This is a genomic window from Flavobacterium ammonificans (genome assembly GCF_020885975.1).
GTDB classification, from domain to species: Bacteria; Bacteroidota; Bacteroidia; order Flavobacteriales; family Flavobacteriaceae; genus Flavobacterium; species Flavobacterium ammonificans.
The window spans coordinates 1,810,245-1,835,940 of sequence record NZ_AP025183.1; the positions used below are offsets into that span (position 1 = coordinate 1,810,245).

A 25,696-nucleotide genomic window follows, 5' to 3' on the forward strand; every position below is an offset into this window, starting at 1 on the left:
TCGGTATTCTGCCCAAAGCTCAAAGCCCAAAGCCCAAAGCATATAAAATGAAAATTGCCATTATCAATTACGGAGCAGGAAATATTCAAAGCATTCTATTTGCTATAGAGCGTTTGGGATTTACAGCCGTGTTAACTAATAATCCAGACGAGATTCAACAAGCGGATAAAGTGATTTTTCCTGGAGTTGGAGAAGCGAGTTATGCTATGCAAAAACTCAAAGAAAGTGGTTTGGATAGTATGATTCCAACATTGAAACAACCCGTGTTAGGAATATGTTTGGGGATGCAGTTGATGTGCAACCATTCCGAAGAAGGAAATACAGAGGGTTTAGGCATTTTTGATGCGAATGTAATCCGATTTTCAACCAATGTCAAAGTTCCTCAAATGGGATGGAACCAAATTTATAATTTAAAATCGCCTTTGTTTGAAGGAATTAACAATAACGAATACATGTATTTAGTCCATAGTTATTATGTTCCTAATTGTAACGAAGCTATTGCAAATACGAATTATGATGTAGAATATACTTCGGCTTTGCAAAAAAATAATTTTTATGGAACACAATTCCACCCAGAAAAGAGTGGCGATGTAGGAGAACAAATCCTTGGCAACTTTTTAAAGTTATAAATTTATAATATCGTATATCAAATATCGTAAATCGTATATAAAATGAGAATAATACCAGCCATAGATATCATTGACGGAAAATGTGTTCGTTTGTCCAAAGGGGATTACGATACTAAAATCATTTACAATGAGAATCCGCTTGAAGTGGCCAAATCGTATGAAGCGCACGGAATTGAGTATTTACATTTGGTGGATTTAGATGGCGCCAAGTCAAGCAAGATTGTGAATTATAAAATTCTAGAACAAATTGCTACTCAAACCCAATTGAAAATTGATTTTGGTGGTGGATTGAAATCGGATGCTGATTTGAAGATTGCTTTTGAATCGGGGGCGAACCAAATTACCGGTGGAAGTATTGCCGTAAAAAATAGAGCTGTTTTTGAACAGTGGATAGCTGTATACGGTTCGGATAAAATCATTTTAGGAGCCGATGCTACCAATGAAAAAGTGGCTGTTTCTGGTTGGCTAGAAGACTCAAACGAAGATTTAGTGCCATTCATTCAAGACTACCAAAGCAAAGGAATTGAGTATGTCATTTGTACAGATATCGCTAAAGATGGGATGTTAGCTGGACCAAGTTTTGATTTGTATGCTAAAATTTTGGCTACAGCCAAAGGAATTAAATTAATTGCCTCTGGTGGTATTTCCACTTTTGATGAACTGCCACAATTAGCCGAATTAGGTTGTGAAGGAACTATTATTGGGAAAGCGATTTACGAAGGAAGGATTTCGTTGAAACAATTAGAAAATTATATTTTAAACCAATAGATTATTTCGCAAAGTGGAGCAAAGTATAGCACAAAGAGGCACTAAAATCTTTGTGATTCTTTGCGAAGTCTTGGTGAATCTCTGTGAAACAAAAAAATAATGCTTACAAAAAGAATCATTCCTTGTTTGGATATCAAAAACGGAAGAACGGTCAAAGGGGTCAATTTTGTGGACTTACGCGATGCGGGAGATCCTGTCGAATTGGCTAAAATCTATTCTGATGAAGGAGCAGATGAATTGGTGTTTTTAGATATTTCAGCTACAGAAGAACGCCGTAAAACTTTGGTGGATTTAGTTCGCAAAGTAGCGTCTACTATCAATATTCCGTTTACTGTGGGTGGTGGAATCGCATCTGTAGAAGATGTAGAAATATTGTTGCAAAACGGTGCAGATAAAGTATCTATAAACTCTGCTGCGGTAAAAAATCCACAACTGATTACCGATTTAGCTCAGAAATTTGGTAGCCAATGTGTAGTTGTTGCTATTGATGCTAAACAAATTGATGGTGAATGGATAGTGCATTTAGTAGGTGGTAAAGTGCCTACAGATATTAAACTTTTCGATTGGGCGAAAGAAGTAGCAGCGCGTGGTGCAGGAGAAATCTTGTTTACCTCAATGGATCATGACGGAACTAAAAATGGATTTGCAAACGAAGCCTTAGCTGCATTGTCGCAATTAGTGAATATTCCAATTATTGCCTCAGGAGGCGCAGGGAATATGCAACATTTTATAGATACCTTTGTCGAAGGAAAATCAGATGCCGCTTTAGCAGCCAGTGTTTTCCATTTCAAAGAAATTGAAATTAAGACCTTAAAAAAAGAATTACAAAATAATCATATTGAAGTTAGAATTTAATTTGTCCAAATTCACAACTCATAATTTATCATTACACCCATGAACATTGATTTTTCAAAAAGTGCCCACGGATTAATTCCAGCCATTATCCAAGATAGCGAAACAAAAGCCGTTTTAATGTTAGGATATATGAACGAAGAGGCTTTCGCCAAAACACAAGAAACAAAAAAAGTAACTTTTTATAGTCGCTCCAAACAACGTCTTTGGACCAAAGGAGAAGAAAGTGGTAACTTTTTGAACCTACTAAGTATCAAAAACGATTGTGACAATGATACCTTACTGATTCAAGTACAGCCTGTTGGACCAACTTGTCATAACGGAACCGATACCTGTTGGGCAGAAGAAAACGAACCTAATTATGGGTTTATTTCGACTTTGGAACAAACCATCAAAACACGTCGTGACAATGCCGATGATGAAAAAAGTTATGTGGCTTCTTTATTTGAAAAAGGAATCAACAAAATAGCTCAAAAAGTAGGTGAGGAAGCGGTAGAAGTTGTTATTGAAGCAAAAGATAATAACGATGAATTATTTTTGAGCGAGAGTGCTGATTTACTTTTCCACTATCTTATTTTATTGCAAGCCAAAGGTTTTCAACTCAATGATGTCATTGAAGTTTTGAAAAAAAGACAGAAATAAATTCATTTCAATTTCATAATTCTAAACCCAATAGATTGAATTCTATTGGGTTTTGTTTTAATTATAAATAAAATCATTTACATTTACTTCTCTATTTAATTGAAGAAAATGATATTTACAGGTCCTAAATTTACTTACCAATTAGCGGTAATTATTTCACTAATTACGCTTTCTAGTTATTCTCAAACTAAAACCTATTCCATTGCTTTTGGTTCTTGTGACAATCAAAGACTCAAAAACGAATTATGGAAATCTATTGATGAAAACCATCCTGTAGCTTGGATTTGGGGAGGTGATGATGTCTATTCAGATACCGAAGACATGAATGAGCTTAGAGAAAATTATGCCATTCAGAAAAATGATAGCGATTATTTACAATTTATAGCCAACAAACAAATTTTAGGAACTTGGGACGATCATGATTATGGTCTTAACGATGGAGGAGAAGAATACCCGTATAAAAGGGAAAGTCAGCAATTATTATTGGATTTTTTAGGAACAGCCAAAGACGCTCCTGAACGTTTTAGAGATGGCGTTTATAATTCTAGAGTTATTAATTTTGATGGAAATAAAGTCAAAATAATTGTTCTAGACAGTCGCTTTTTCAGAACGGCTGTCACAAAAGCGCTGAATTCAAAAAAACGTTTACAACCCAATCCGTATGGTCAAGGAACTATTTTAGGTAAAGCACAATGGAAATGGCTAGAAGAAGAACTCTCTACATCTGACGCCCAATTTAACGTGATTGTGAGTAGTATTCAATTGTTGTCTGACAAACACGGATTTGAATGTTGGGGCAATTTCCCGCATGAAATTGATAAACTAGAAAAGCTAATCGTGGCATCAAAGGCTAAAGGAACATTCATTGTTTCGGGTGACAGACATATTGCAACTTTTTCGTCTAAGAAAATTTCTAATTTAAATTATCCACTTGTCGACTTTACTTCTAGCGGATTGACTCATGTATATTCTAGTTTTTCGGGAGAAGAAAATCCGTATCAAGTAGGAAAAGTGGTGTCTGATAAAAATTTCGGTTTATTACAATTTGATTTCATTAACAATCTTGTCATCATGCAAATTCGCGGATTAGAAAACAAACTTTTAGGTGAACATATTCAGCAATTTTAATACTCGAATTATGAACAAAAAAACAATTTACCTTTTCCTTATAGTATTGTTTACCAATACTATTTTGGCACAAAAATTTACTAGACAAGATAGCTTACGAGGAAGTATTACGAAAGAAAGAAGTTGGTGGGATCTAAAAAAATACCACTTGGATATCAAAGTCAATCCGGCTGATAGCACGATTGTAGGTTCTAATACAATTGACTATCAAGTAGTGGATAAATTCAATATAATGCAAATTGACTTGCAAGAGCCAATGCAAATTACCAAAATAGTACAAGATGGCATCAACCTGAAGTACCAAAGAGAAGGTAATGTGTATTATGCATATTTAGCTGCCAATCAAAACAGAGGGGAAAACAAACAAATTACAGTTTTTTATGGAGGAAAGCCCAAAATAGCGGTTAATCCGCCTTGGGATGGAGGAATTACTTGGAAAAAAGACGAAAATGGAAAATCATTTATCGCTTCTTCCTGTCAAGGATTAGGAGCTAGTGTGTGGTGGCCTAACAAAGATCATATGTATGACGAAGCCGAATCCATGTTGATTAGTGTTAATGTACCAAAAGGTCTAATGAATATTTCCAATGGTCGTTTGATAGGTACCAAACCATTAAAAGACAATACGACGACCTACACTTGGCAAGTCAATAATCCAATTAATAATTACGGAGTTAATATCAACATTGGCGATTATGTAGCTTTTTCTGAAAAGTATAAAGGTGAAAAAGGCATTTTGGATTGCCAATATTATGTGTTGCGAAATAATTTGGCGAAAGCTAAAAAACAATTTCAAGACGTGCCTAAAATGCTAAAGGCTTTCGAACATTGGTTTGGACCGTATCCTTTTTATGAAGATAGTTATAAATTGGTTGAAGTGCCATATTTAGGCATGGAACACCAAAGTAGTGTGACCTATGGAAATGGCTATCAAAACGGCTATCGTGGACGTGATCTAAGCGGCACAGGTTGGGGATTGAAATTTGATTTTATTATAATTCACGAGTCAGGACATGAGTGGTTTGCTAATAATATCACTTATAAAGATATTGCCGACATGTGGATTCATGAAAGTTTTACTAATTATTCGGAGAGTTTGTTTGTCGAATACTATTATGGCAAAGAAGCCGGTGCAGCTTATGTTCGTGGGACTCGTAAAAACATACAGAATGACAAACCGATTATTGGTCAATACGACGTCAATAATGAAGGATCAGGTGATATGTATTATAAAGGTGGTAATATGTTGCATACCATTCGCCAAATCATCAATAATGACGAAAAATGGCGACAAATTTTAAGAGGTTTGAATAGTACGTTTTACCACCAAACAGTAACCACCCAACAAATAGAAAACTACATTAGTGAACAAGCCGGTATTGACTTAACGCCAGTTTTTAATCAATATTTAAGAGATACACGAGTTCCCACTTTGGAATATTATTTTAAAGAAAAACAGTTGGTGTATCGTTGGATTAATTGTGTGGATGGATTTACGCTGCCAGTTCAAATTGACTTAAATGGAAAATTATTACGAATACAACCTACAAACGAATGGAAAGTACTCACTGTAGCTACGACCAATTCAAAATTGACAATTAATGATAATTATTATGTAGCAAGGTTGGATAGTAGTAATTAGGATTTCAATCTATTGGAATAAAATAAAATTGATATTGATTTCGACTGGACTGAAGTCCAGCCTTTTAAAATAAACCGAGCCTATGGCTCTCTAAGACGACTTACAAGTCCCATAGGGACGATATATTTAATTGCAACGGATTTCAATCCGTTGGAACAATTAATAATTAAATTTATACTTTAAATAAAAAAGGGTATTTAATTATAAACTAATTAAATACCCATTGTTTATGTTTAAAAAATTTAGATTAAATTTTTAGCAATATAATCAAAACTTGTTTTGATCGATTCGGCAGGATTTGGAATATAATTGGTTTCATGCTCTAAAAAGAAACGTTTCATTCCTGACAATTTAGCTTGTGCAAAAATAGCTTTAAAATCAATAACTCCTTTGCCAATTTCGGCATTTAATTCTTTATTGGCTTTATCCATGTCTTTTACGTGCCACATTGTGAAACGCCCTGGATGTTTTTTAAATAAGTCTAATGGATTATGTCCTGCACGCACTGCCCAATATAGGTCCAATTCAAAGTCAACTAGATTAGGATCGGTTTCGTTCAATAAAATTTCGTATCCGTTAGTATCGCCAAATTGATCAAATTCAAAATCATGATTGTGATACGCTAATTTTAAACCTGCAGCATGGCATTGTTGTGCCACTTTGTTTACACCAGCTGCTAATTTTTTATAATCAGCTGCAGAAGTCCCTCTTAATTCAGGTAAAATCCATGGAATAGTAACATATTCACTTTCTAAAACTTTTGCCGCTTTGATGTAGGCATTTAAATCGCTAAGATCCCCAGTTTTAATAAAGTTATTGAAATCAAAATGATTACTTGTAGCTTTCAAACCATTCGCGTCCAAGATCGCTTTGAAATCAGTAACTGATGTTCCAAAGAAAGCATTGTCTTTTGGAGAAAAACCAAATGTTTCCACTTCTGTAAATCCAGCTTTAGCAATTTGTACTAAAACTCCTTTAACATCTTTAGGTAAGGTATCGCGTAAAGTCCATAATTGAATTCCTATAGTTTGTTTTTTATTTGTAAAGGCTAGGGAAGGAGCAATGGCCAAAGTACCTAGTACTAAACCACTATTGATTAAAAATTCTCTTCTTTTGTTCATGGGTTGTATTTTTAGTTAGTTAAATATCACAAATCGTTATGGCTTGTTGTAAAGAGGCTAATTTATCTGGATTTTTAGGAACAAACTCTTGTCCTACAAAGCCTTTAAAACCAGTTGCAGCAATTGCTTTCATGATAGCTGGATAATTCAATTCTTGTGTTCCGTCAATCTCATTTCTGCCAGGAACACCAGCCGTATGAAAATGGGCGATGTATTGGATATTATTTTTTATGGTTCGAATGACATCTCCCTCATCAATTTGCATGTGATAGATATCATATAGTAACTTGAAATTTGGAGAATTGATTCGCTTAGCTAGTTCGACACCCCAAGCCGTTCTGTCGCATTGGTAATCTTTATGATCAATTCTACTGTTCAATAATTCCATTACTAAAGTTATATTGTGTTTTTCAGCCAATGGAATTAGTTTTTGTAACCCAATCACACAATTAGTCCAACCTTCTTCATCCGTTTTTCCTCGGCGGTTGCCGCTAAAACAAATTAGATTTTTATAACCTGCTTCGGCTACTCTCGGAATCATTTCAGTGTAACTCTGAATTAGTTTATCATGAAATTGTAGATCATTAAAACCGTCCACTAAATTCAACTCGGCGCCATTGCACATAGTCGAAATCAAATTGTGTTTTTTCAACGTTGGCCAAGCTTCAGGTCCTACCAAATCAATACCTGTAATTCCCATTTTTTTTGCTTCAACACATAAAGTTTCTAAATCCAATGTGTCAAAACACCAGCGAGAAACAGAATGATTAATAGTCCCTTTAAGATTTAGAAAGGATATTGATTTTGGCAAATCAAAAGCAGCCAATTCTAAAGGAATACTTAGCGCAGCAGAACTAGCAAGTATTCCTTTGATAGCAGAACGTCTATTGATGTTGGTTTTCATTTAGAATTTAGTGTGAAACTTCTGTTTTACTTTTGTCATTGAATGTCAAAGCAAATAATACAAAAACGGCTAAAGCAATTCCAGCCGGAATAATCCAAACCATTTCCCAATTGATAGTTCCGGTTGCTGTTTTATAATTATCAGTAATCCATCCAGCTACTGCAAAACCAATTAACATTCCCACTCCATAAGTAGCTAAAGTAATCAACCCTTGAGCAGCACTTTTGTATTTTTCACCTGCTTTTGAGTTCGTATAAATTTGTCCAGAAACAAAGAAGAAATCATAGCAAATTCCGTGTAAAGCAATTCCAAGAATTAGCATAAAGCTCAATTCGCCACCATTTCCATAAGCAAATAATACATAACGAATCGCCCAAGCTAACATTCCAACTAAAATAGTTTTTTTGAAACCGTATTTAGTAAAAAATACTGGAATTAATAATAAAAATAAAGCTTCTGATATTTGACCAATAGCCATTTTACCGGTTGGATTTTCTAATCCTGATTCTGTTAAAAAGGGATTAGCATTTTGGTAATAAAAAGCCAATGGAATACAGATTAAAATAGAAGCAATAAAGAAAACTGCAAAGTTTTTGTCTTTCAATAATTTCAATGCATCCAATCCGATGATATCACCAATTTTAATTTTTTCGTCAGTAACCTTAGGTGGAGTGGCTGGTAAGAAAAAACTTAATAATCCTAAAACTAAAGCAGCAGCTCCAGCTAATAAAAAGGTATTTTTTAACATGCCACTAGCTAAACTGGACTCAGAATCCCAATGAAAAACATAACTAATTGAAAGGCCTGCTACTATCCATCCAATAGTTCCCCATACACGAATGGATGAAAACTCTTTTTCAGGATCTTTCATTTGGTTAAATGCAACTGAATTCACCAATGCCAAGGTTGGCATGTATAAAACCATATAACTAAATACATATATATAAAAAGAACTTAAATCGTTAGACTGATACATTTGGTACATTAAAAATGCCCCAACTAAATGCAACACCCCCAAGATTCTTTCCGCATTAAAATAGCGATCAGCAATTAAGCCTATAATAAATGGTGCAATTATAGCTCCCCAAGATTGGGTTGAAAATACAGCTGCCTTTTCAGCTCCTGATGCGTTCAAATTAGTTCCTAAAAAAGTTCCCAAAGTAACAAACCATGCTCCCCAGATAAAAAATTCTAGAAACATCATGCTTGATATTTTGATTTTATTTGTTGTATTCATAAAAAAAATAGGTTTGGTTAGTTAGTAAAGTATTATTTACAACCTGTAGTGGTTTGCATGGTATTCCATTCTTTAATCATAATATTTCGATACCACACATGGTCTCCGTGGTCTTGTAGCGCAATTTTACCTGATTGAAATGCAGCAAAACCAGGCCAAGTAGCAAATTTACTTCCTGCTACCAAAGCTTTAAATTTATCATCCCAAAGCATGGTTTCTACCACTTTTACACCGTTCAATAGCATTTGTAACTTTCCGAATTTACATACAATATCAACCGAATTCCATTCACCAACAGGTTTTACAGGTTCTGAAGTACTTTTAATTAAATCGTATAAATCACCAGCTCTGTGCTTTTCTATTTTCCCATCAGGATGCCCATTGTTATCCAAAACTTGCATCTCTAGACCAGTTTCGTAGGTGTTCTTAAATTTAGTTAAATCTTCATTTACGTAAAAAATAATTCCGCTATTAGCATTTGCAGCCACTTTCCATTCTAATTTTAAATGGAAGTTTTCATACTCTTTATCGGTAACTAGATCGCCACCTTGACCATTTTTTGCAGCTGCTGGGTCAAAATGCAATTCGCCGTTTTCTACTTTCCAAGCAGATGTAGCTTTTTGTTTTCCGTAAGTATGCCAACCAGTTGTAGAAGTTCCGTCAAATAGAGAAACAAATCCTTTTGGTAAAGCCGTTTGTGCGTTAGCTGTTTGCATCAAAATAGTTACTAGTGCTATTTTAAAAATATTCTTAATCATTTTAGTTTGTATTATAGTGTTAAATTTTTCCAACCTTCGCGGTACTCGCGTTTTACGAATTGATTTACTTCATCAAAATTAGTAATTTTCATATTGTCATTATCCCATAACAATTTTGCAGAACGACCTGGATACACATCTTCTCCTAATTCGTCACGAACGATGTCATATCCTCTGATAGCAAGATTTGCCATTAATAAAGCTTCGGTTAACGGTCCAGCAATTTCAAATCCAGAACTTACTTCTTTCTTACCATAACCTGCAATCGCAGCATCAACCCATTGCTTGTAATGACCTTCCATACCATCTTTTACACGAGCGTATTTTTGAGCAACTTGAATTTCTTCATTTCTACTTAACGGTAATAATCTTGGATTTAATCCGTAAGTGTCACACATCATTTTCCCTTTAGTTCCGATGAATAAAGTTCCATTTCCTCCGTCTCCAAAAATTTCATTTGGACCTAGCTCTTCAGGTCGAACCGGTTGAATACCGCCGTCCATCCAATGCACTTTAACATCACCTAAAGTTTTATCAGTTTTAGGGAAAGTTAAAGTAACATGACTTGAAGGTGGACAACTTTCTGGGAAATACCCTCGTTTAAATTCATCAACATAAACCGAACCAACACTGCATTGAACATCTTTAGCATATTTTAAATTCAATACACTAAATGGAGTTTCTAATAAGTGACAACCCATGTCTCCTAAGGCTCCAGTTCCATAATCCCACCAACCTCTCCAGTTGAATGGTACTAATTTATCTACATAATTTTTATAAGGAGCTGTTCCTAACCATAAATCCCAATCCAATTCTTTTGGAATAGGCTGAGTATTGGATGACCAAGGAATACCTTGTGGCCAAACTGGGCGGTCAGTCCAAGCATAAATAGTATGCACATCACCAATTAAACCCGCTTCATACCATTCTTTCATAGTACGAGATGCATCATTAGAAGATCCTTGATTTCCCATTTGGGTAACGACTTTGTATTTTTTAGCAGCTTCAGTTAAGATACGAGCTTCGTAAATATCATGAGTCATTGGTTTTTGAACATAAACATGTTTACCTAATTGCATAGCCCCTAAACATTGAATAGCGTGGTTATGATCTGGAGTAGATACAGAAACGGCATCAAAATTTTTGTGCTCTTTGTCTAACATTTCACGCCAATCTTTGTAAAATTTTGCTTTTGGAAAAGCATTTACACTATTAGCAGCTCTTCTTGTATCAACATCACAAAGAAAACCAATATCGGCTTTTCCACTTTTATGAAACATAGCGATATCGGATTGGCCTTTTCCACCAGCACCAATTCCAGCAATTACTAAGCGGTCACTTGGTGCAACAAATCCTCTACCTAATACATGGCGAGGCACAATCATAAAGGCTGCAGCAGCCATCGCAGATGTTTTTATAAAATCACGACGATTATTCGTTGGTTTATTTTCTTCTTTTTTCATGGTTATTTTTTGTTAGTCAATACAAATACAACTAAGTATTATTTTTTCAATCCCAAAATATATTGTGCCATTGATTTGGCATCTTCTTTTTTCAATGATGAGTGAGCTGACATGGGCATTGTGCCCCAAACACCAGAACCTCCTTTGATAATTTTACCTGCTAAATAATTAACATTTTTGTCGTTATTTGGATATTTTTTAGCAATTTCTACATAAGAAGGCCCAATCATTTTTTTATCTAATTTATGACAGCCTACGCAATCTGATTTAGCGATCAATCGTTCTCCATCATTAGATTGCTCTACAACAGCAGTTTTTTTAATGTATTTTTTATCTGAATCAATAGTTGAAAAAGAAGCTAAAGTCAATGCGGCAAGGCCAAGTAATAAAAAGTTACGTTTCATTTTTGTGTGTTTATTATAATCCTAAATTTTTTCTGTTTAATTGGGTGTTGGTTTCCACAGCAGCAAAATCATCAAACGCTTTATCGGTTACTTTGATAATGTGTTTTTTAATAAATTCAGCCCCTTCACGAGCACCGTCTTCTTGATTTTTAATGCAACATTCCCATTCCATAACTGCCCAACCCTTATAATCGTATTGTGCTAATTTACTGAAAATGGTTTTGAAATCAATTTGTCCATCACCTGGCGAACGATAACGTCCTGCGCGGTTGGCCCAACTTTGGTATCCACCAAAAGTACCTTGTTTACCAGTTGGGTTAAATTCGGCATCTTTTACATGAAACGCTTTAATACGTTCGTGATAAAAATCGATATACTGAATGTAATCCAATTGTTGCAATACAAAATGGGATGGATCGTACAATAAACAAGCTCTTGAATGATTGTTTACCGCTTTCAAAAACATTTCATACGTTTCTCCATCAAATAAATCTTCTCCGGGGTGAATTTCATAACATACATCTACACCATTCTGATCAAATTCATTCAAAATAGGCAACCAACGTTTCGCTAATTCAGCAAATCCTTCTTCAATTAATCCCGGTGGTCTTTGTGGCCAAGGGTGGAAGTATTGCCAAAGCAACGAACCACTAAAAGTGGCATGGGCATTTAAACCTAAATTTTGAGAGGCTTTCGCAGCATATTTCATTTGTTGAACTGCCCATTCTTGACGTGCTTTTGGATTTCCACGCAAAGCAGCAGGAGCAAAGCCGTCAAAAAAATCATCATATGCAGGATGAACAGCTACTAATTGTCCTTGTAAATGAGTTGACAATTCTGAAATTTGTAAGCCATAGGAAGCCACTTTTCCTGTCAATTCATCTGCATAGGTTTTACTTTCAGCTACTTTTTGTAAATCAATAAAACGTGCATCCAATGTTGGCATTTGAATACCTTTGAAACCTAAATCAGATGCCCATTGACATATTCCGTCCAATGAATCAAATGGAGCTTTGTCACCAATAAATTGTGCTAAAAAAACCGCTGGTCCTTGAATTGTTGTCATAATTATAAAACGTTAGGAGTCCATTTTTTATCAGACTGAGCTGATAAAACTACATTATCAATAAATGCCATTCCTCTTAGACCGTCTTCAATAGAAGGGAAGTCCAACATTTCTGGTGTAGGCTCGGTACCATCTATTTTGCATCCTAATGTCAAGGCAAAATTTCTATAGATATTGGCAAAAGCTTCCAAATATCCTTCTGGATGTCCGCCTGGAGTTCTACAATTGTGTCTGGCAAAAGAAGACAAATGAGCATAATTCGATCCTGCTCTTAAAATTTGCATTGGTTCTTCTAACCATTTTATAATTAAAGAGTTCGGTTCGTGTTGCAACCATTCGATGCCACCTTTTTCACCATACACTCTAATTTTAACTGCATTTTCTTCACCAGAAGCAACTTGAGAAGCCATTAAAACACCTTTAGCACCATTGTCAAATTTCAATAAAACAGCACCATCATCATCCATTACACGTCCTTCGACTAAAGTATTCAATTCAGCACAGATGTCAGTAATTTTTGAACCTGTAATGTATTCTGCTAAATGAGCTGCATGAGTTCCGATATCACCCATTACTGAGCTTTTTCCAGATTTTTTAGGATCAGTTCTCCAAGCTGCTTGAGCGTTACCTTCTCTTTCGGATAATTTACTTAACCATCCTTGAGGATATTCTACCCAAACCTTACGAATTTTACCTAATTTTCCTTCTCTAACCATCGCTTTGGCTTGTTTTACCATTGGGTAACCAGAGTAGGTATGTGTTAAACAAAGAGTTAATCCTGTTTCTTTTAATTTTTGTTCCAATTGTTTAGCTTCCTCTAAAGAAAACGTAATTGGTTTTTCGATTACAACATTAAATCCGTGATCCAAAGCCATCATGGCAGGAGCGAAGTGAGCAAAGTTGGGAGTTACAATCGTAACAAAATCAATTCGCTCATCAGCTGGTAAAGCCGCTTCCGCTATGATCATTTCTTCATAGGTCAAATAGGTTCTTGATTCAGGAAGAAACAAAGCTTTTCCTGATGCTACTGCCATTTCAGGATTGATACTTAGAGCACCACAACTTAATTCAATTAAACCATCCATATTGGCAGCCAAACGATGTATGGCTCCGATAAATGCATCTTGGCCACCACCGACCATTCCCATTCTTAATTTTCTTGTCATAATATATGTAACCTAGATATTTTTTTTCTTTAATTCTTTTACTGCGTAATCAGCTGCACGAGCTGTTAAGGCCATAAATGTTAATGAAGGGTTTTGGCATGCAATAGAAGGCATACAAGATCCATCAGTAACAAATACATTACTTACTTCATGCATTTGATTCCATTTGTTTAATACAGAATCTTTAGGATCATTACCCATGCGAGCGGTACCCATTTCGTGAATTGCCATTCCTGGATAGTAATCGTTATCATAGGTTTGGATATTTTTCAAACCAGCAGCTTCCAACATTTCAGCTGCATCGTTCATCATATCTTCACGCATTTTAGCTTCGTTATCTTTAGTTTCGCAATCAATGGCTAAAACCGGCTGACCCCATTTGTCTTTTTTAGAATGATCAATGTATACTTTGTTTTCGTAATATGGTAGCATTTCACCAAAACCACCTAATCCCATTCTCCAATGATCTGCTGGTTTTGACATATTGTTTTTGAAATCAGCTCCAAAAGCTAATTCTGCAACATCAGCTTGCCAATTTCCACGACTTGCTCCACCTTGGTAACCAAAACCTCTTAAATAATCACGTTTGTCATTACCATAGTTTTGGTAACGTGGAATGTAAATCCCATTTGCTCTACGTCCATAAGTGTATTTGTCTTCAAATCCTTCAGCAGTACCTTCGGCTCCACAACGGAAATGGTGATCCATTAAGTTATGTCCTAATTGTCCACTTCCATTACCCAAACCATTTGGATGAGCTTCAGAAGTAGAATTTAATAATATGAAAGTAGAACCCAATGTAGAACCATTTACAAAAACGATTTTAGCATAAAATTCCATTGTTTCATTTGTCTCTGCATCAATTACCATAACACCTTTTGCTTTTTTGGTATCTTTATCATAAATGATATGATTCACAATAGAGTAGGGTCTAACAGTTAGTTTCTTTGTTGCCATTGCTGCTGGCAAAGTAGACGATTGTGTACTGAAGTACGCTCCAAAAGGACAACCTCTACTACACAAGTTACGGTATTGACAATTTCCTCTTCCAAGGTGAGGCACAGTTAAATTGGCTGTACGACCAATTGTCAAAATACGTTCTTTATTATAATGTTTTTCAATACGCTCTTTAACTGATTTTTCAACACAGTTCAAGTCCATTGGAGGCAAAAAATGACCGTCAGGCAACAAAGGCCAACCTTCGTTTTGGCCACTAATCCCTGCGAATTTTTCAGCATAATCATACCAAGGCGCAATATCTTTATAGCGAATTGGCCAGTCATTTCCATGACCATCTCTCTTATTATCTTCAAAATTGTGGTCGCTAAAACGGTAACTCTGGCGTCCCCACATCAATGATTTACCACCCACATGAAATCCTCTATACCAATCAAAACGTTTATCTTCTGTGTAAGGACATTCTAAATCGTTTACCCACCATTTTTCATTGGCTTCTTGATACGGATAATCTCTAATTTGCACAGGATGAGTCTTTTTTTGTTCCTCAGTCATTTTACCGGCATGCTTAAATTCCCATGGATCTTTCATAGCTGATTCATAATCAGTAATGTGCTCAATGTTCATTCCGCGCTCTAACATCAAAACACGTAATCCTTTTTCAGTCAACTCTTTAGCAGCCCAACCTCCACTAATACCTGAACCTATGACAATCGCGTCATAAGTATTTTGTTCTTTTAAATTCGTATTAATATTCACGATATATATTTTTAAGTTTAAACTAATTTAATGGCAATGGTATTTTAAGAAGTAGCCCAAGCTTTTTGACCCGGTTCAAGAGGTGCACTTCCATCATATTTTCCAGGAATAGCAACATATTCACGTGCTTGAGTACAACCAATTTCAGAAGAGTAGTATCCTAAAATAGTTAAATCCCTAGCAATAGTAAAGAAAGATGGTTTTCTTTTATTTGCTACAGCTTCATCTCTTAATTCCGTAACTATAGTTGTTCTTTCTTGTTCAGATGCAGCAACAAAGTTTTTACCAAACTTTGCAAAACATTTGTCGTCCATAGACTTCAATCCAGCTGAAAAAAGATCTTGCAAATTAGCAGGATAACAATCCTGAATCATCATTGGAATAAATGCTCCTAAACCAGCTGCTTTTGCACCTGGACAAGTTGAAGTCGTTGGAATAATAATCTCTGCAAATTCAGCAAGAATTGCTTCGTCTGATGCTGAAAAGTTAACCATTTTAGATTTATCTAAAACTGTAAAACTTTCAAATAAAACGCCCATTGTTGTTGCTGAAATGGCTCCTCCCATTAAATAGGCAACTCTTTTTAGTGCTTCCCTTCTTTCCATTTGGTTTAATTTAGTTGTTTTAGGTTGTTAAAAGTTATTTTATAGATACTTACAATAATAGCAAATAAAAAAACAGATTCGTTTTTTTAGTGTTAATTAATTGACAGAATTCCATTTTTTTTATTTTTTTATGAATTTTAAATCAAATTCTATAGAATAATCTTGATTATGATGTTTTTTCTAAATTATTTTTTGCTTTTTCTATTAAATTATAAACTAATTCTCAGAAAAAAAATAGTGTTTATTCTAAAATATATAATTTAAATCTTACAAAAAAAATCAAGAACCGAATCAATTTAATCTTCATTGCGTTAAAATGACATAAATCAATTATAAAATCAAAATAGTTTATACTTTCATAAAATACAAAAAAAATAAATTATGCAAGAAAACGATTTCGTTTGCTGATTGTAAAATTAGGTGGTTAATTGAGATTTCCGTAGATAGGAATAAAAAAAGTAGATGAATTTTAATGCTATATATTTATTAATCAATTATATATATAGTAAAAACTCTAAATTAAAAGTAGATTATTTATTAGAATAATTGAAGTTGACTTTGTAACCGTTCCATTAACATGGAGCGAATTCGTTTATTTAATCCAGATGAAACAGTGCTGTAGATTTGGTATTCGTCTAAAGTAAAAAAAGCGATAATAAGTCCCTTATAGGTGTTTTGTAGTTGACTATCCTTAGCAATAGCATTCTCAATTGTATTCATTTTTTTATCAAGAGGGAAAGTGTCAAAATGAATTCTGTTTTGGTTAAGGTAATTTTTAAATACTTGAATAATCAAATCGTTTTGCAACTTTAGAATCGGGCGCAATGTCTTATTTTGAAATTCTTCTTCAATAGACGAATGATTATCAGTTTTCCCTAAAACATCCCCGCGAAATTGGTGAATAAACTCGTCTCTTGAATACATAATATAAATTAGCTTAAATATTTTTTCTCAACATAAAAAGTTCCAAAAGGTACTACAGACGCTAAACAAATTATACCCATCTTTTTATAAGACCAATTCAATTCAATTTTTGCCATTATGGCTAAAATAATATATGCCACGAACAAAACCCCGTGTGCCATTCCTATAATTTTGACAAAAATTGGTTCTTGAAAATAATATTTCATTGGCATCGCAAAAAACAACAATAGCAGGAGGGAAGCCCCTTCTAAAAAAGCAATAATTTTAAATAACTTCAACATAACTTATGTATTAAATTTCCAATCCCAAAAATAAGGAATAAGATTGATTTAAGGCATACGATTGATTAAAGTAAATTATATTTGTACAATATCAATTTCAATATGAGCAAACGCGATCTAAAAAAATACCTGTCAGAATTGAATAAGGAACAATTAGAAGAACAACTAATTGAACTTTACGAAAAATTTGTTCCAGTAAAAACATATTATGATTTTGTTTTTAATCCAAAAGAAGATGCTCTATTAAAGGAAGCTAAACTTAAAATTTCTAACGAATATTATCCATTTAAAAAGAGTGGACGTGGAAGTAAACCTAAAATGAGACGGTCTATTGCTCAAAAAATTATTAAACATTTTGTAGTTCTGGGGGTAGATCCCTTTGTAATAGCAGATTTAATGCTTTATAATATCGAAATTGCTCAGACGTATTCTGGAGAGAATACAATTAAACAAGAGTTATTTTACAAAAGTATGTTCAAATCATTCGAACAAGCTGTTGAATTCATTATTTCTAATGGTATTTTTTTAGAATTTAAATCAAGAATACATTCTATTTATTTGGAAACCAAGTCACAAAAATGGTTTGTTGCATCTGAATTTGAGCGAATTATTAGTCGTTTAGAATAGTAATCACATTGAAAATTATTTATTTTTAATATCCCTTCCTTATTTTAGAATAATTATTACGGTTTAACTGTTTTTTAGGTGTATTTTTGCAAAAATCCAAAACAAAAAATGCCTCAAAACACTTTAGAACCTGAATTTGAAGAACGAAAAGAGCTCTATGATTACCAAAAAGGGGATATAGATGCCATTTTTGAGCGCATTGACAACGCCTCTCCTCAACATCATTTATTGTATCAACTACCAACAGGTGGTGGGAAAACAGTAATCTTTTCTGAAATTGTTCGTAGATATATTCAAAAACACGATAAGAAAGTTGTTGTATTGACGCACCGAATTGAGTTATGCAAACAGACTTCTAAAATGCTGAAAGGTTTTGGTGTCAAGAATAAAATCATCAATAGTAATGTAAAAGAGCTTCCAGATCAAAACGATTATTCTTGTTTTGTAGCGATGGTTGAAACGCTTAAAAACCGTATTAATGATGAAAAATTACATTTGGATAATGTAGGTTTGGTTATAATTGACGAAGCGCATTACAACTCATTTAGAAAGTTATTAAGTTCATTCAAAAAAGCCTTTATTTTAGGAGTTACGGCAACCCCTTTAAGTTCGAATATCAAACTTCCAATGCATCAAAACTACGATGAATTAATTGTAGGCGATACAATACAATCATTGATTGATAAAGGATTTTTAGCAAAAGCCATTACCTATAGTTATGATGTTGGATTGACTTCACTAAAAGTAGGAATCAACGGTGATTATACGGTAAAATCATCCGATGATTTATATACTAATATGGCAATGCAGGAGAAATTATTGCACGCCTATACCGAGAAATCATTAGGAAAGAAAACCTTAATTTTTAACAACGGGATCAATACTTCGCTATATGTTTATGAAACATTTAGAGAAGCCGGGTATGATGTAAGACATCTTGATAACACTAGTAGCACTGAAGAACGTAAAGACATTTTACATTGGTTTAAACATACTCCAAATGCAATTTTAACGTCAGTTGGAATTCTAACTACAGGATTTGATGAGCCAACAGTTGAGACTATAATATTGAATAGAGCAACCAAATCATTAACCTTATATTTTCAAATGATTGGACGTGGTTCAAGAAAACTAGAAAATAAAGACGAGTTTACAGTAATTGATTTAGGAAATAATGCGGCACGATTCGGATTATGGAGTGATCCTGTCAATTGGCAGCATATATTTAAATCTCCTGAATATTATTTAGAGAATCTTCGTGATGATGCCGAAATTGAGCTGTATTTTAAATATGAAATGCCTCCTGAATTACGTGCAAAATTCAGCAAAACTAAAGTCGTAACCTTTGATGTAGATGAAGAACACAAACAAGTTATTCGTCAAAATTTACGTTCTAAGGTTGTACTCGAGAAGTCTTTAGAACAACACGCCACAATGTGTGTAGACAATACTGAAGATTTGCAAGCTGCAAAAACCTTAGCACGAGAATTGGAAGAAGACATTGAATGTCGAGTAAATCGTTTCTCAAAATGTTTGAGCCAATGCAGTAAAAATTACCGCGAATGGTTAGTAGAAGATTACAAAATGAAATTGACACTTTTAATAGGGAAGAAGTACCGAGAAAAAATAATGAATGAAGCGGATTAAATTTTTATTTAATCCGACACAAAAAACAAAAATATGGCTAACCAATTTTCTGAATTAGGAATTTCAAATCCTTTAGTAGAAGTATTAACTGAATTGAAAATTGTTGAACCTACAGAGATTCAGCAAAAAGTAATTCCGCAATTACTAGCAAACACTACTGATATAGTTGGACTTGCAAAAACTGGTACAGGAAAAACTGCTGCTTTTGGATTACCCCTTTTACAGTTAATTCAAATTGAGAAGGCTAATATTCAAGCTGTTATTTTGGTACCAACACGTGAGTTGGGGCATCAAATCCACACTAATTTAGAACAATTTTCAAAGAACATAAATGGAATTTCAATAGCAGCTACTTGCGGTGGAATCCCAATAAAACCTCAAATAGAAAGGCTTAAAACACCTACACATATTGTTGTAGCAACCCCTGGAAGATTGATTGATTTGATCCAAAGAAAAGCAATTAACTTAAAAGATACACAATTTCTAGTTTTAGACGAAGCGGATGAAATGGTTAGTATTTTAAAAGAAAGTTTAGATGAAATAGTGGCTGAATTGCCAAAAAAACATAGAACTTTTTTATTTTCAGCTACTTTACCCGGAACTATAAAACAGTTAATTCAGAACTACTTATCTAAAAATGTAGTAGAAATTAGTGCCAATATGGAAACTATTGGTAATCAAGGAATTGATCATCAATATATTGTAGTAGATCCTATTGAAAAATTAGATGTTTTAATGCATTTTTTAAATTCTAGAGAAGGCGAACGCGGAATTATTTTTTGTAAAACCAAAGCCGCTGTAAATAAATTAGCTAAAAATCTAGCTATCAATAAATTTTCATCAGGTGCCATACACGGCAGTTTATCTCAAGGAATTCGTGACCGAATTATGGGACAATTTCGTGAAGGACATATCAGTATTTTGATTGCAACCGATTTAGCTGCAAGAGGAATTGATGTAGCCGATGTTGCTTTCGTGGTTAATTACCATTTACCTGATGTATATGAAGCCTATGTACATCGAAGCGGAAGAACTGCAAGAGCTGGAGCAAAAGGACTTTCATTAACCGTTTTACAAACTGAAGAAGTTGTAGAAATCGCTGATTTTGAAAAAGAATTAGGAATTCAATTTTCTGAATTTAAAAAACCTACAGTTGCCAGTATTGAAGCAAACAATACATTACTGTGGGCTAAGAAAATTTTTAAAACGAAACCCAATCACGATGTAGATGCTGAGCTTAAAACTAAAGTTAAAACAATTTTTCATCATTTAACTAAAGAGGAACTAATTGAAAAATTATTGGCTAATCATTTACAACAACTGATTATTGCTACAGAACAGCCTGTTAAAAAGCATAAAAGATAATAATTGTATCAAATTTACTAGATATCGTCCTATTTTATAATAAATATAATTGAACTATAATTTATATTATGTAAAATAGAATATTTAAAAGCCACTAATCAATTAACAAATACTACTCTAAATAAGTTAATAGTATTTTTTATTAACTCTTGTGTTCCCTTCTTAAAATACCTAAATTAGCAATCATAAAAATTATTCCTCACACATTATGAATACTGTTGCAGAACATATTGCTGATTTTTTAAAAAAATATCCGCCGTTTGATAATTTGACTTTTGAAGAATTATCAGAAATAGCGACCAATATTCGTGTTGTTAATTTAGAAAAATACAAGACTTTATTTCAAATTGATGACAAATTACACGATTGCTTTTATGTTGTAGCTTCTGGGGTAATTCATTTGTCTGTTATAGCTGATGCTGAGGAAACTTTATTGAACAAATGTCACGAAGGGGATATTTTTGGATTGCGCCCCTTTTTTGCTAAGAACAATTATATGATGACTGCAAAAGCGCGACAAGAATGTATTGTTTATGCAATACCAATTGCAACTTTTAGACCTTTTGTAGCTAATAATCCGAATGTATTGGATTTTTTGTTGGAAAGTTTCGCAACCAATACTAATAATCCAAACGATAAGAATATTAGAGGTAAATTACTTTCAGATAATGTGGTGTATGCTGACCAGCAATCCTCTGATTTACAGTATTTTCAATCCTTAAATTACAATAGAGTTCCGTTAACAACTTCAGCAGATGCTATCATAATGGATGTGGCAAAAACTATGGCTGAAAACCTTTCTAATAGTATTATTATAACAAATAATAATTCTATTCCTATTGGAATTGTAACTCATACCGATATGAGCACCAAAATTGCAACGGGCCGATTCCCTATTACTGCTACCATTGATAAAATTATGACTAATCCAGTGGTTACTGTTGTAGAAAATATTTCTTTGGCAGAAGCCCAATTAGTTATGTTAAAAAATAACGTAACCCATTTAATTGCAACATCGGATGGAACTAACCAATCTGAGGTCAAAGGAATTATTTCTGAACACGATTTAATTGTTTCTCAAGCCAATAACCCTGGGGTATTAATTAAGCAAATCAAACGAACTCAGTCTGCAGATGATTTAAAGCAACTACGCGAACGATTGACTACTATTATTCAGAGTTCTATCCATAAAAACATTCCGCTTTTTCATATCTATAATATTGCAAGCGAAATTAATTTGGCACTAATCAAACGTTCGGTTGAATTAGCAATTTTAGATCTTGGCTCCCCTCCTGCTCGTTTTGCTTGGTTATGCATTGGTAGCCAAGGCCGTAAAGAACAATTATTATTAACTGATCAAGATAGTATTTTAGTATTTGAAGATGTAGTTCCTGATAAATACAGAGAAGTTAAAGATTATTTCTTAAAATTAGCCAAGCGCTCTACAGCCAACCTAGAAAAAATAGGTTATTCATTATGTCCAAACGGTCATATGGGCAGTAATACTCTTTGGTGTAAATCACTGACTGACTGGACCAATCAATATAACAGTTGGATGAATACTCCAGGTAAAAATAGTAATGACTTGAGTAGTATTTTCTTTGATTACGAAATGGCTTTTGGGGAATCAAAGATTGAGGAAGCAATAGAAAATGTTATTTATAATAATGCCAAAAACAATACATTATTCTTTGATTTTTTAGGTAATGATGCCTTGAGAAATAATGCTCCGCTTAGTTTCTTTAAGAAATTTATTGTTGAAGAAGAAGGGCCAAACAAAGATAAATTTGATATTAAAACGCGTGCCTTACTTCCATTGATTGACAGTGCACGACTTTTTGCATTAAGTTACGGAATTAAAGGTGTTAATAATACCTACTCTCGCTTCAAGCAATTGGCTATTGCAGATCCGCGAAATGCTGAAATTTATATTAATTGTGCAGAAGCCTTTTTAACTTTATCCAAATTTAGAACGGTTGAAGGTTTAAAAAACGAAGATGCTGGACAATATATTAATCTAAACGAATTGAATAAATTAGACAAAGAGCGATTGAAAAATGCACTTGCTCCAATGAGAGAACTAGAAGAATTAATTAAAGATAAATTCCAACTTACTCAATTTTCATAATTATGTTAGATTGGCTTAAAAATATTACTAAAGAACATCCTGAATTCTGGAAGGATTACCTATCTAAATTTGACCAAAAATCAAACCGATATGTCATTCTTTCTACCGAAAAAACGGGATTAAATCCAGACAAAGACGTTATTCTGTCTTTTGGATGTTTTGGAATAGTTAATGATAGTTTGCTTATTGGAGATAATTTTGAAGTAGTTCTATTACAATACAAATTTCTGCATGACAATGAACTTTCTAACGAGTTTATTGTAGAAAGTAAACTTCAAAAATTAGGAGAATCCGAAGCAATTCAATCCTTATTACAATATATTGGTAATGCTACTTTAGTTGGATACCGAATTGATACAGATGTAGAAATAATCAATACCGCGTTAGAAAAAATGGATTGTGGAAGACTTAAAAATGAGCCACTTGATCTAGAAATTATGCATTGCAGATTGAATGATATCAATAACAAACAATTCACATTAGACGAATTATGTACTTTGTATAAAGTTCCAATAAGTGACCGAAACTCTGCATCGGAAGAAGCCTATAAAATGGGATTGTTGTTTTTAAAATTAAAATCCAGATTAGGATTAAAATAAAAAAAGGCATTATCAAATGATAATGCCTTTTTTATTTTGATAATCTACTTATAACTTTCCATCCTTAATTTCATCTACAATTTCAGGATTTAACAAAGTGGTGATATCACCAAAATTAGAAAAGTCACCTTCAGCAATTTTACGCAAAATTCTACGCATAATTTTTCCTGAACGAGTTTTTGGCAAGCCTGAAACGAATTGGATTTTATCCAACTTAGCAATAGGTCCGATGTGGTCTGAAACATGTTGGTTAATTTCCCTACTTAAGTTATCTCGATCGCGGTACTCCCCTGTTTCTTTCAATATTACAAATCCATACAGGGCATTTCCTTTGATGTCGTGTGGGAAGCCTACAATAGCTGATTCAGCCACCGCTGGATGTTCGTTGATTGCGTCTTCAATTGGAGCAGTTCCTAAATTGTGTCCAGAAACAATCACTACATCATCTACACGACCTGTAATTCTATAATAGCCTACCTCGTCACGCAAAGCGCCATCTCCAGTAAAATACTTCCCTGGAAAAGCACTGAAATAGGTTTCTTTATATCGTTGGTGATCTCCCCAAATAGTTCTTGCAATTCCTGGCCAAGGAAATTTGATACATAAACTTCCTACTACTTGATTTCCTTCAATTTCGTTACGTTTATCATCCATCAAAACGGGTTGAATACCTGGCAAAGGAAGTGTTGCATAGGTCGGCTTTGTTGGCGTTACAAAAGCAATTGGTGAAATTAAAATACCACCGGTTTCAGTTTGCCACCAAGTATCTACTACAGGACATTTTTTACCACCCACGTGGTCATTGTACCAGTGCCAAGCCTCTTCATTGATAGGTTCGCCAACAGATCCAATCACTTTTAGTGATTTGAAAGGAAATTTCTGAACATAATCTAAACTTTCTTTTGCTAAAGCACGAATAGCAGTTGGAGCAGTATAAAATTGAGTGACTCTATGTTTTTCAATCACTTCCCAAAAACGACTGAAGTCAGGATACGAAGGAACTCCTTCAAAAATTACAGTTGTCGCTCCATTTAACAACGGTCCGTATAGAATATACGAATGTCCTGTAATCCAACCAATATCAGCTGTGCACCAGAAAATATCATTCTCTTCATAGTTGAAAACATTTTTGAAAGTATAAGCTGTGTAGACCATATACCCTGCTGTAGTATGCACCATTCCTTTTGGTTTCCCGGTTGAACCTGAAGTATAAAGAATAAACAAAGGATCTTCAGCATCCATTATTTCAGCAACATTATTGGTCAAAGCATCATCTAAAAGTGGTTGCAACCATTGGTCACGTCCTTCTTTCATATGAACTGGAGTATTCGTTCTCTTCGCTACTAAAACAGAACTAACGGTTGGACAATTCAATAATGCATCATCAACGATACCTTTCAAATCAATTGTTTTATTACCTCTATACCCACCATCGGAAGTAATGACCATTTTGCATTCTGAATCGTTAATTCTTGAGGCTACTGCCGAAGCAGAAAATCCAGCAAAAACAACAGAATGAATGGCTCCTATTCTTGCACAAGCTAAAACAGCAACTGCTAATTCTGGAATCATTGGTAAATAAATACAAACACGATCCCCTTTTTTAATACCCTGTTCTCTCAAAACATTGGCCATTTTACCCACTCGCTCGTACAAATCATTATAGGTAATATGCTGGGCTTCTTCAGAAGGATCATTAGGTTCAAAAATGATTGCTGTTTTCTCTCCTCTTTTAGCAAGATGTCTGTCGATGCAATTTTTTACAATATTCACTTTAGCTTCGGTGAACCATTTAATATCGGCATTCTCCATATCAAAGTCCACTACCTTATCCCATTGTTGGTACCAAGTAAAGTTTTCTTCCGCTATTTTTCCCCAAAATTTTCTAGGTTCACGAATGGATTTATTATAATGTTTGAAATATTGTTCAAAATTGTCAATCTTATAGTAACTCATAATTCCTCTATTTTTATAAAACTATTTAATCTATGTATGGTTACAACATTTAAATTTAATAATGGGGG

General features: G+C 34.0%; 24 protein-coding genes. 11 read left to right on the top strand and 13 right to left on the bottom strand.

Annotated elements, in window-relative coordinates:
• Nucleotides 1-47: 47 nt before the first annotated feature.
• The 6 genes from hisH to LPC23_RS08185 all read left to right on the top strand — a co-directional run bounded on the left by hisH (nucleotide 48) and on the right by LPC23_RS08185 (nucleotide 5,661).
• Entirely contained in the window at nucleotides 48-629 is a 582-nt protein-coding gene (gene hisH / locus LPC23_RS08160; protein ID WP_229329453.1) for an imidazole glycerol phosphate synthase subunit HisH, read from the top strand.
• Nucleotides 630-671: 42 nt separating this feature from the next.
• Nucleotides 672-1,397 carry a 1-(5-phosphoribosyl)-5-[(5-phosphoribosylamino)methylideneamino]imidazole-4-carboxamide isomerase gene (gene hisA, locus LPC23_RS08165; protein ID WP_229329455.1) on the top strand — a complete coding sequence of 242 codons (726 nt, stop codon included), beginning with the start codon at nucleotides 672-674 and terminating at the stop codon, nucleotides 1,395-1,397.
• Nucleotides 1,398-1,496: 99 nt separating this feature from the next.
• The gene (gene hisF, locus LPC23_RS08170) at nucleotides 1,497-2,252 is read left to right on the top strand and encodes an imidazole glycerol phosphate synthase subunit HisF (protein ID WP_229329457.1); all 756 of its coding nucleotides are present in this window, start codon (nucleotides 1,497-1,499) and stop codon (nucleotides 2,250-2,252) included.
• Nucleotides 2,253-2,291: 39 nt separating this feature from the next.
• On the top strand, nucleotides 2,292-2,891 hold the full coding sequence (gene hisIE, locus LPC23_RS08175) for a bifunctional phosphoribosyl-AMP cyclohydrolase/phosphoribosyl-ATP diphosphatase HisIE (protein WP_229329459.1): 600 nt from the start codon (nucleotides 2,292-2,294) through the stop codon (nucleotides 2,889-2,891).
• Nucleotides 2,892-2,999: 108 nt separating this feature from the next.
• Complete coding sequence (locus LPC23_RS08180) at nucleotides 3,000-4,019, top strand: alkaline phosphatase D family protein (protein WP_229329461.1); 1,020 nt, start codon at nucleotides 3,000-3,002, stop codon at nucleotides 4,017-4,019.
• Nucleotides 4,020-4,029: 10 nt separating this feature from the next.
• Nucleotides 4,030-5,661 (top strand): M1 family metallopeptidase, encoded by a 1,632-nt coding sequence (locus LPC23_RS08185; RefSeq protein WP_229329463.1) that lies wholly within the window; start codon nucleotides 4,030-4,032, stop codon nucleotides 5,659-5,661.
• 242 nt (nucleotides 5,662-5,903) lie between these two features.
• On the opposite strand, the gene LPC23_RS08190 is transcribed toward LPC23_RS08185, so the two are convergent.
• The 12 genes from LPC23_RS08190 to LPC23_RS08245 form a co-directional block, all read right to left on the bottom strand.
• Complete coding sequence (locus LPC23_RS08190) at nucleotides 5,904-6,782, bottom strand: sugar phosphate isomerase/epimerase family protein (RefSeq protein WP_229329465.1); 879 nt, start codon at nucleotides 6,780-6,782, stop codon at nucleotides 5,904-5,906.
• A gap of 19 nt (nucleotides 6,783-6,801) precedes the next feature.
• A complete protein-coding gene (locus LPC23_RS08195; RefSeq protein WP_229329467.1) occupies nucleotides 6,802-7,686 on the bottom strand; it encodes a hydroxypyruvate isomerase family protein in 885 nt (294 codons plus the stop codon).
• A gap of 7 nt (nucleotides 7,687-7,693) precedes the next feature.
• A complete protein-coding gene (locus tag LPC23_RS08200; protein WP_229329468.1) occupies nucleotides 7,694-8,923 on the bottom strand; it encodes a nucleoside permease in 1,230 nt (409 codons plus the stop codon).
• A 32-nt stretch (nucleotides 8,924-8,955) separates the two neighbouring features.
• Entirely contained in the window at nucleotides 8,956-9,681 is a 726-nt protein-coding gene (locus LPC23_RS08205) for a 3-keto-disaccharide hydrolase (protein ID WP_229329470.1), read from the bottom strand.
• Nucleotides 9,682-9,692: 11 nt separating this feature from the next.
• Nucleotides 9,693-11,144, bottom strand: a complete 1,452-nt coding sequence (locus LPC23_RS08210; protein WP_229329472.1) for a Gfo/Idh/MocA family oxidoreductase — start codon at nucleotides 11,142-11,144, stop codon at nucleotides 9,693-9,695.
• A 38-nt stretch (nucleotides 11,145-11,182) separates the two neighbouring features.
• Complete coding sequence (locus LPC23_RS08215; RefSeq protein WP_229329473.1) at nucleotides 11,183-11,548, bottom strand: c-type cytochrome; 366 nt, start codon at nucleotides 11,546-11,548, stop codon at nucleotides 11,183-11,185.
• A 13-nt stretch (nucleotides 11,549-11,561) separates the two neighbouring features.
• Complete coding sequence (locus LPC23_RS08220; protein ID WP_229329474.1) at nucleotides 11,562-12,614, bottom strand: sugar phosphate isomerase/epimerase family protein; 1,053 nt, start codon at nucleotides 12,612-12,614, stop codon at nucleotides 11,562-11,564.
• Nucleotides 12,615-12,616: 2 nt separating this feature from the next.
• On the bottom strand, nucleotides 12,617-13,780 hold the full coding sequence (locus LPC23_RS08225; protein ID WP_229329475.1) for a Gfo/Idh/MocA family protein: 1,164 nt from the start codon (nucleotides 13,778-13,780) through the stop codon (nucleotides 12,617-12,619).
• Nucleotides 13,781-13,792: 12 nt separating this feature from the next.
• Nucleotides 13,793-15,496, bottom strand: coding sequence for a GMC oxidoreductase (locus LPC23_RS08230; RefSeq protein ID WP_229329476.1), 1,704 nt, complete (start codon nucleotides 15,494-15,496; stop codon nucleotides 13,793-13,795).
• A gap of 44 nt (nucleotides 15,497-15,540) precedes the next feature.
• Nucleotides 15,541-16,101 carry a gluconate 2-dehydrogenase subunit 3 family protein gene (locus tag LPC23_RS08235; protein ID WP_229329477.1) on the bottom strand — a complete coding sequence of 187 codons (561 nt, stop codon included), beginning with the start codon at nucleotides 16,099-16,101 and terminating at the stop codon, nucleotides 15,541-15,543.
• Between the two features lie 537 nt (nucleotides 16,102-16,638).
• Nucleotides 16,639-17,025, bottom strand: a complete 387-nt coding sequence (locus tag LPC23_RS08240) for a glyoxalase (protein WP_229329478.1) — start codon at nucleotides 17,023-17,025, stop codon at nucleotides 16,639-16,641.
• An 8-nt stretch (nucleotides 17,026-17,033) separates the two neighbouring features.
• A complete protein-coding gene (locus tag LPC23_RS08245; RefSeq protein WP_229329479.1) occupies nucleotides 17,034-17,306 on the bottom strand; it encodes a DUF3817 domain-containing protein in 273 nt (90 codons plus the stop codon).
• A gap of 102 nt (nucleotides 17,307-17,408) precedes the next feature.
• On the opposite strand from LPC23_RS08245, the gene LPC23_RS08250 reads away from it, so the two are divergent.
• The 5 genes from LPC23_RS08250 to LPC23_RS08270 all read left to right on the top strand — a co-directional run bounded on the left by LPC23_RS08250 (nucleotide 17,409) and on the right by LPC23_RS08270 (nucleotide 23,672).
• Complete coding sequence (locus LPC23_RS08250) at nucleotides 17,409-17,933, top strand: DUF6155 family protein (protein WP_229329481.1); 525 nt, start codon at nucleotides 17,409-17,411, stop codon at nucleotides 17,931-17,933.
• Between the two features lie 108 nt (nucleotides 17,934-18,041).
• Complete coding sequence (locus LPC23_RS08255; protein WP_229329483.1) at nucleotides 18,042-19,580, top strand: DEAD/DEAH box helicase; 1,539 nt, start codon at nucleotides 18,042-18,044, stop codon at nucleotides 19,578-19,580.
• Between the two features lie 33 nt (nucleotides 19,581-19,613).
• The gene (locus tag LPC23_RS08260; protein WP_229329485.1) at nucleotides 19,614-20,945 is read left to right on the top strand and encodes a DEAD/DEAH box helicase; all 1,332 of its coding nucleotides are present in this window, start codon (nucleotides 19,614-19,616) and stop codon (nucleotides 20,943-20,945) included.
• A gap of 208 nt (nucleotides 20,946-21,153) precedes the next feature.
• Nucleotides 21,154-23,073, top strand: coding sequence for a DUF294 nucleotidyltransferase-like domain-containing protein (locus tag LPC23_RS08265; protein WP_229329486.1), 1,920 nt, complete (start codon nucleotides 21,154-21,156; stop codon nucleotides 23,071-23,073).
• Nucleotides 23,074-23,075: 2 nt separating this feature from the next.
• On the top strand, nucleotides 23,076-23,672 hold the full coding sequence (locus LPC23_RS08270) for an exonuclease domain-containing protein (protein ID WP_229329487.1): 597 nt from the start codon (nucleotides 23,076-23,078) through the stop codon (nucleotides 23,670-23,672).
• 48 nt (nucleotides 23,673-23,720) lie between these two features.
• On the opposite strand, the gene acs is transcribed toward LPC23_RS08270, so the two are convergent.
• Nucleotides 23,721-25,628, bottom strand: coding sequence for an acetate--CoA ligase (acs, locus tag LPC23_RS08275; protein WP_229329488.1), 1,908 nt, complete (start codon nucleotides 25,626-25,628; stop codon nucleotides 23,721-23,723).
• Nucleotides 25,629-25,696: the final 68 nt, after the last annotated feature.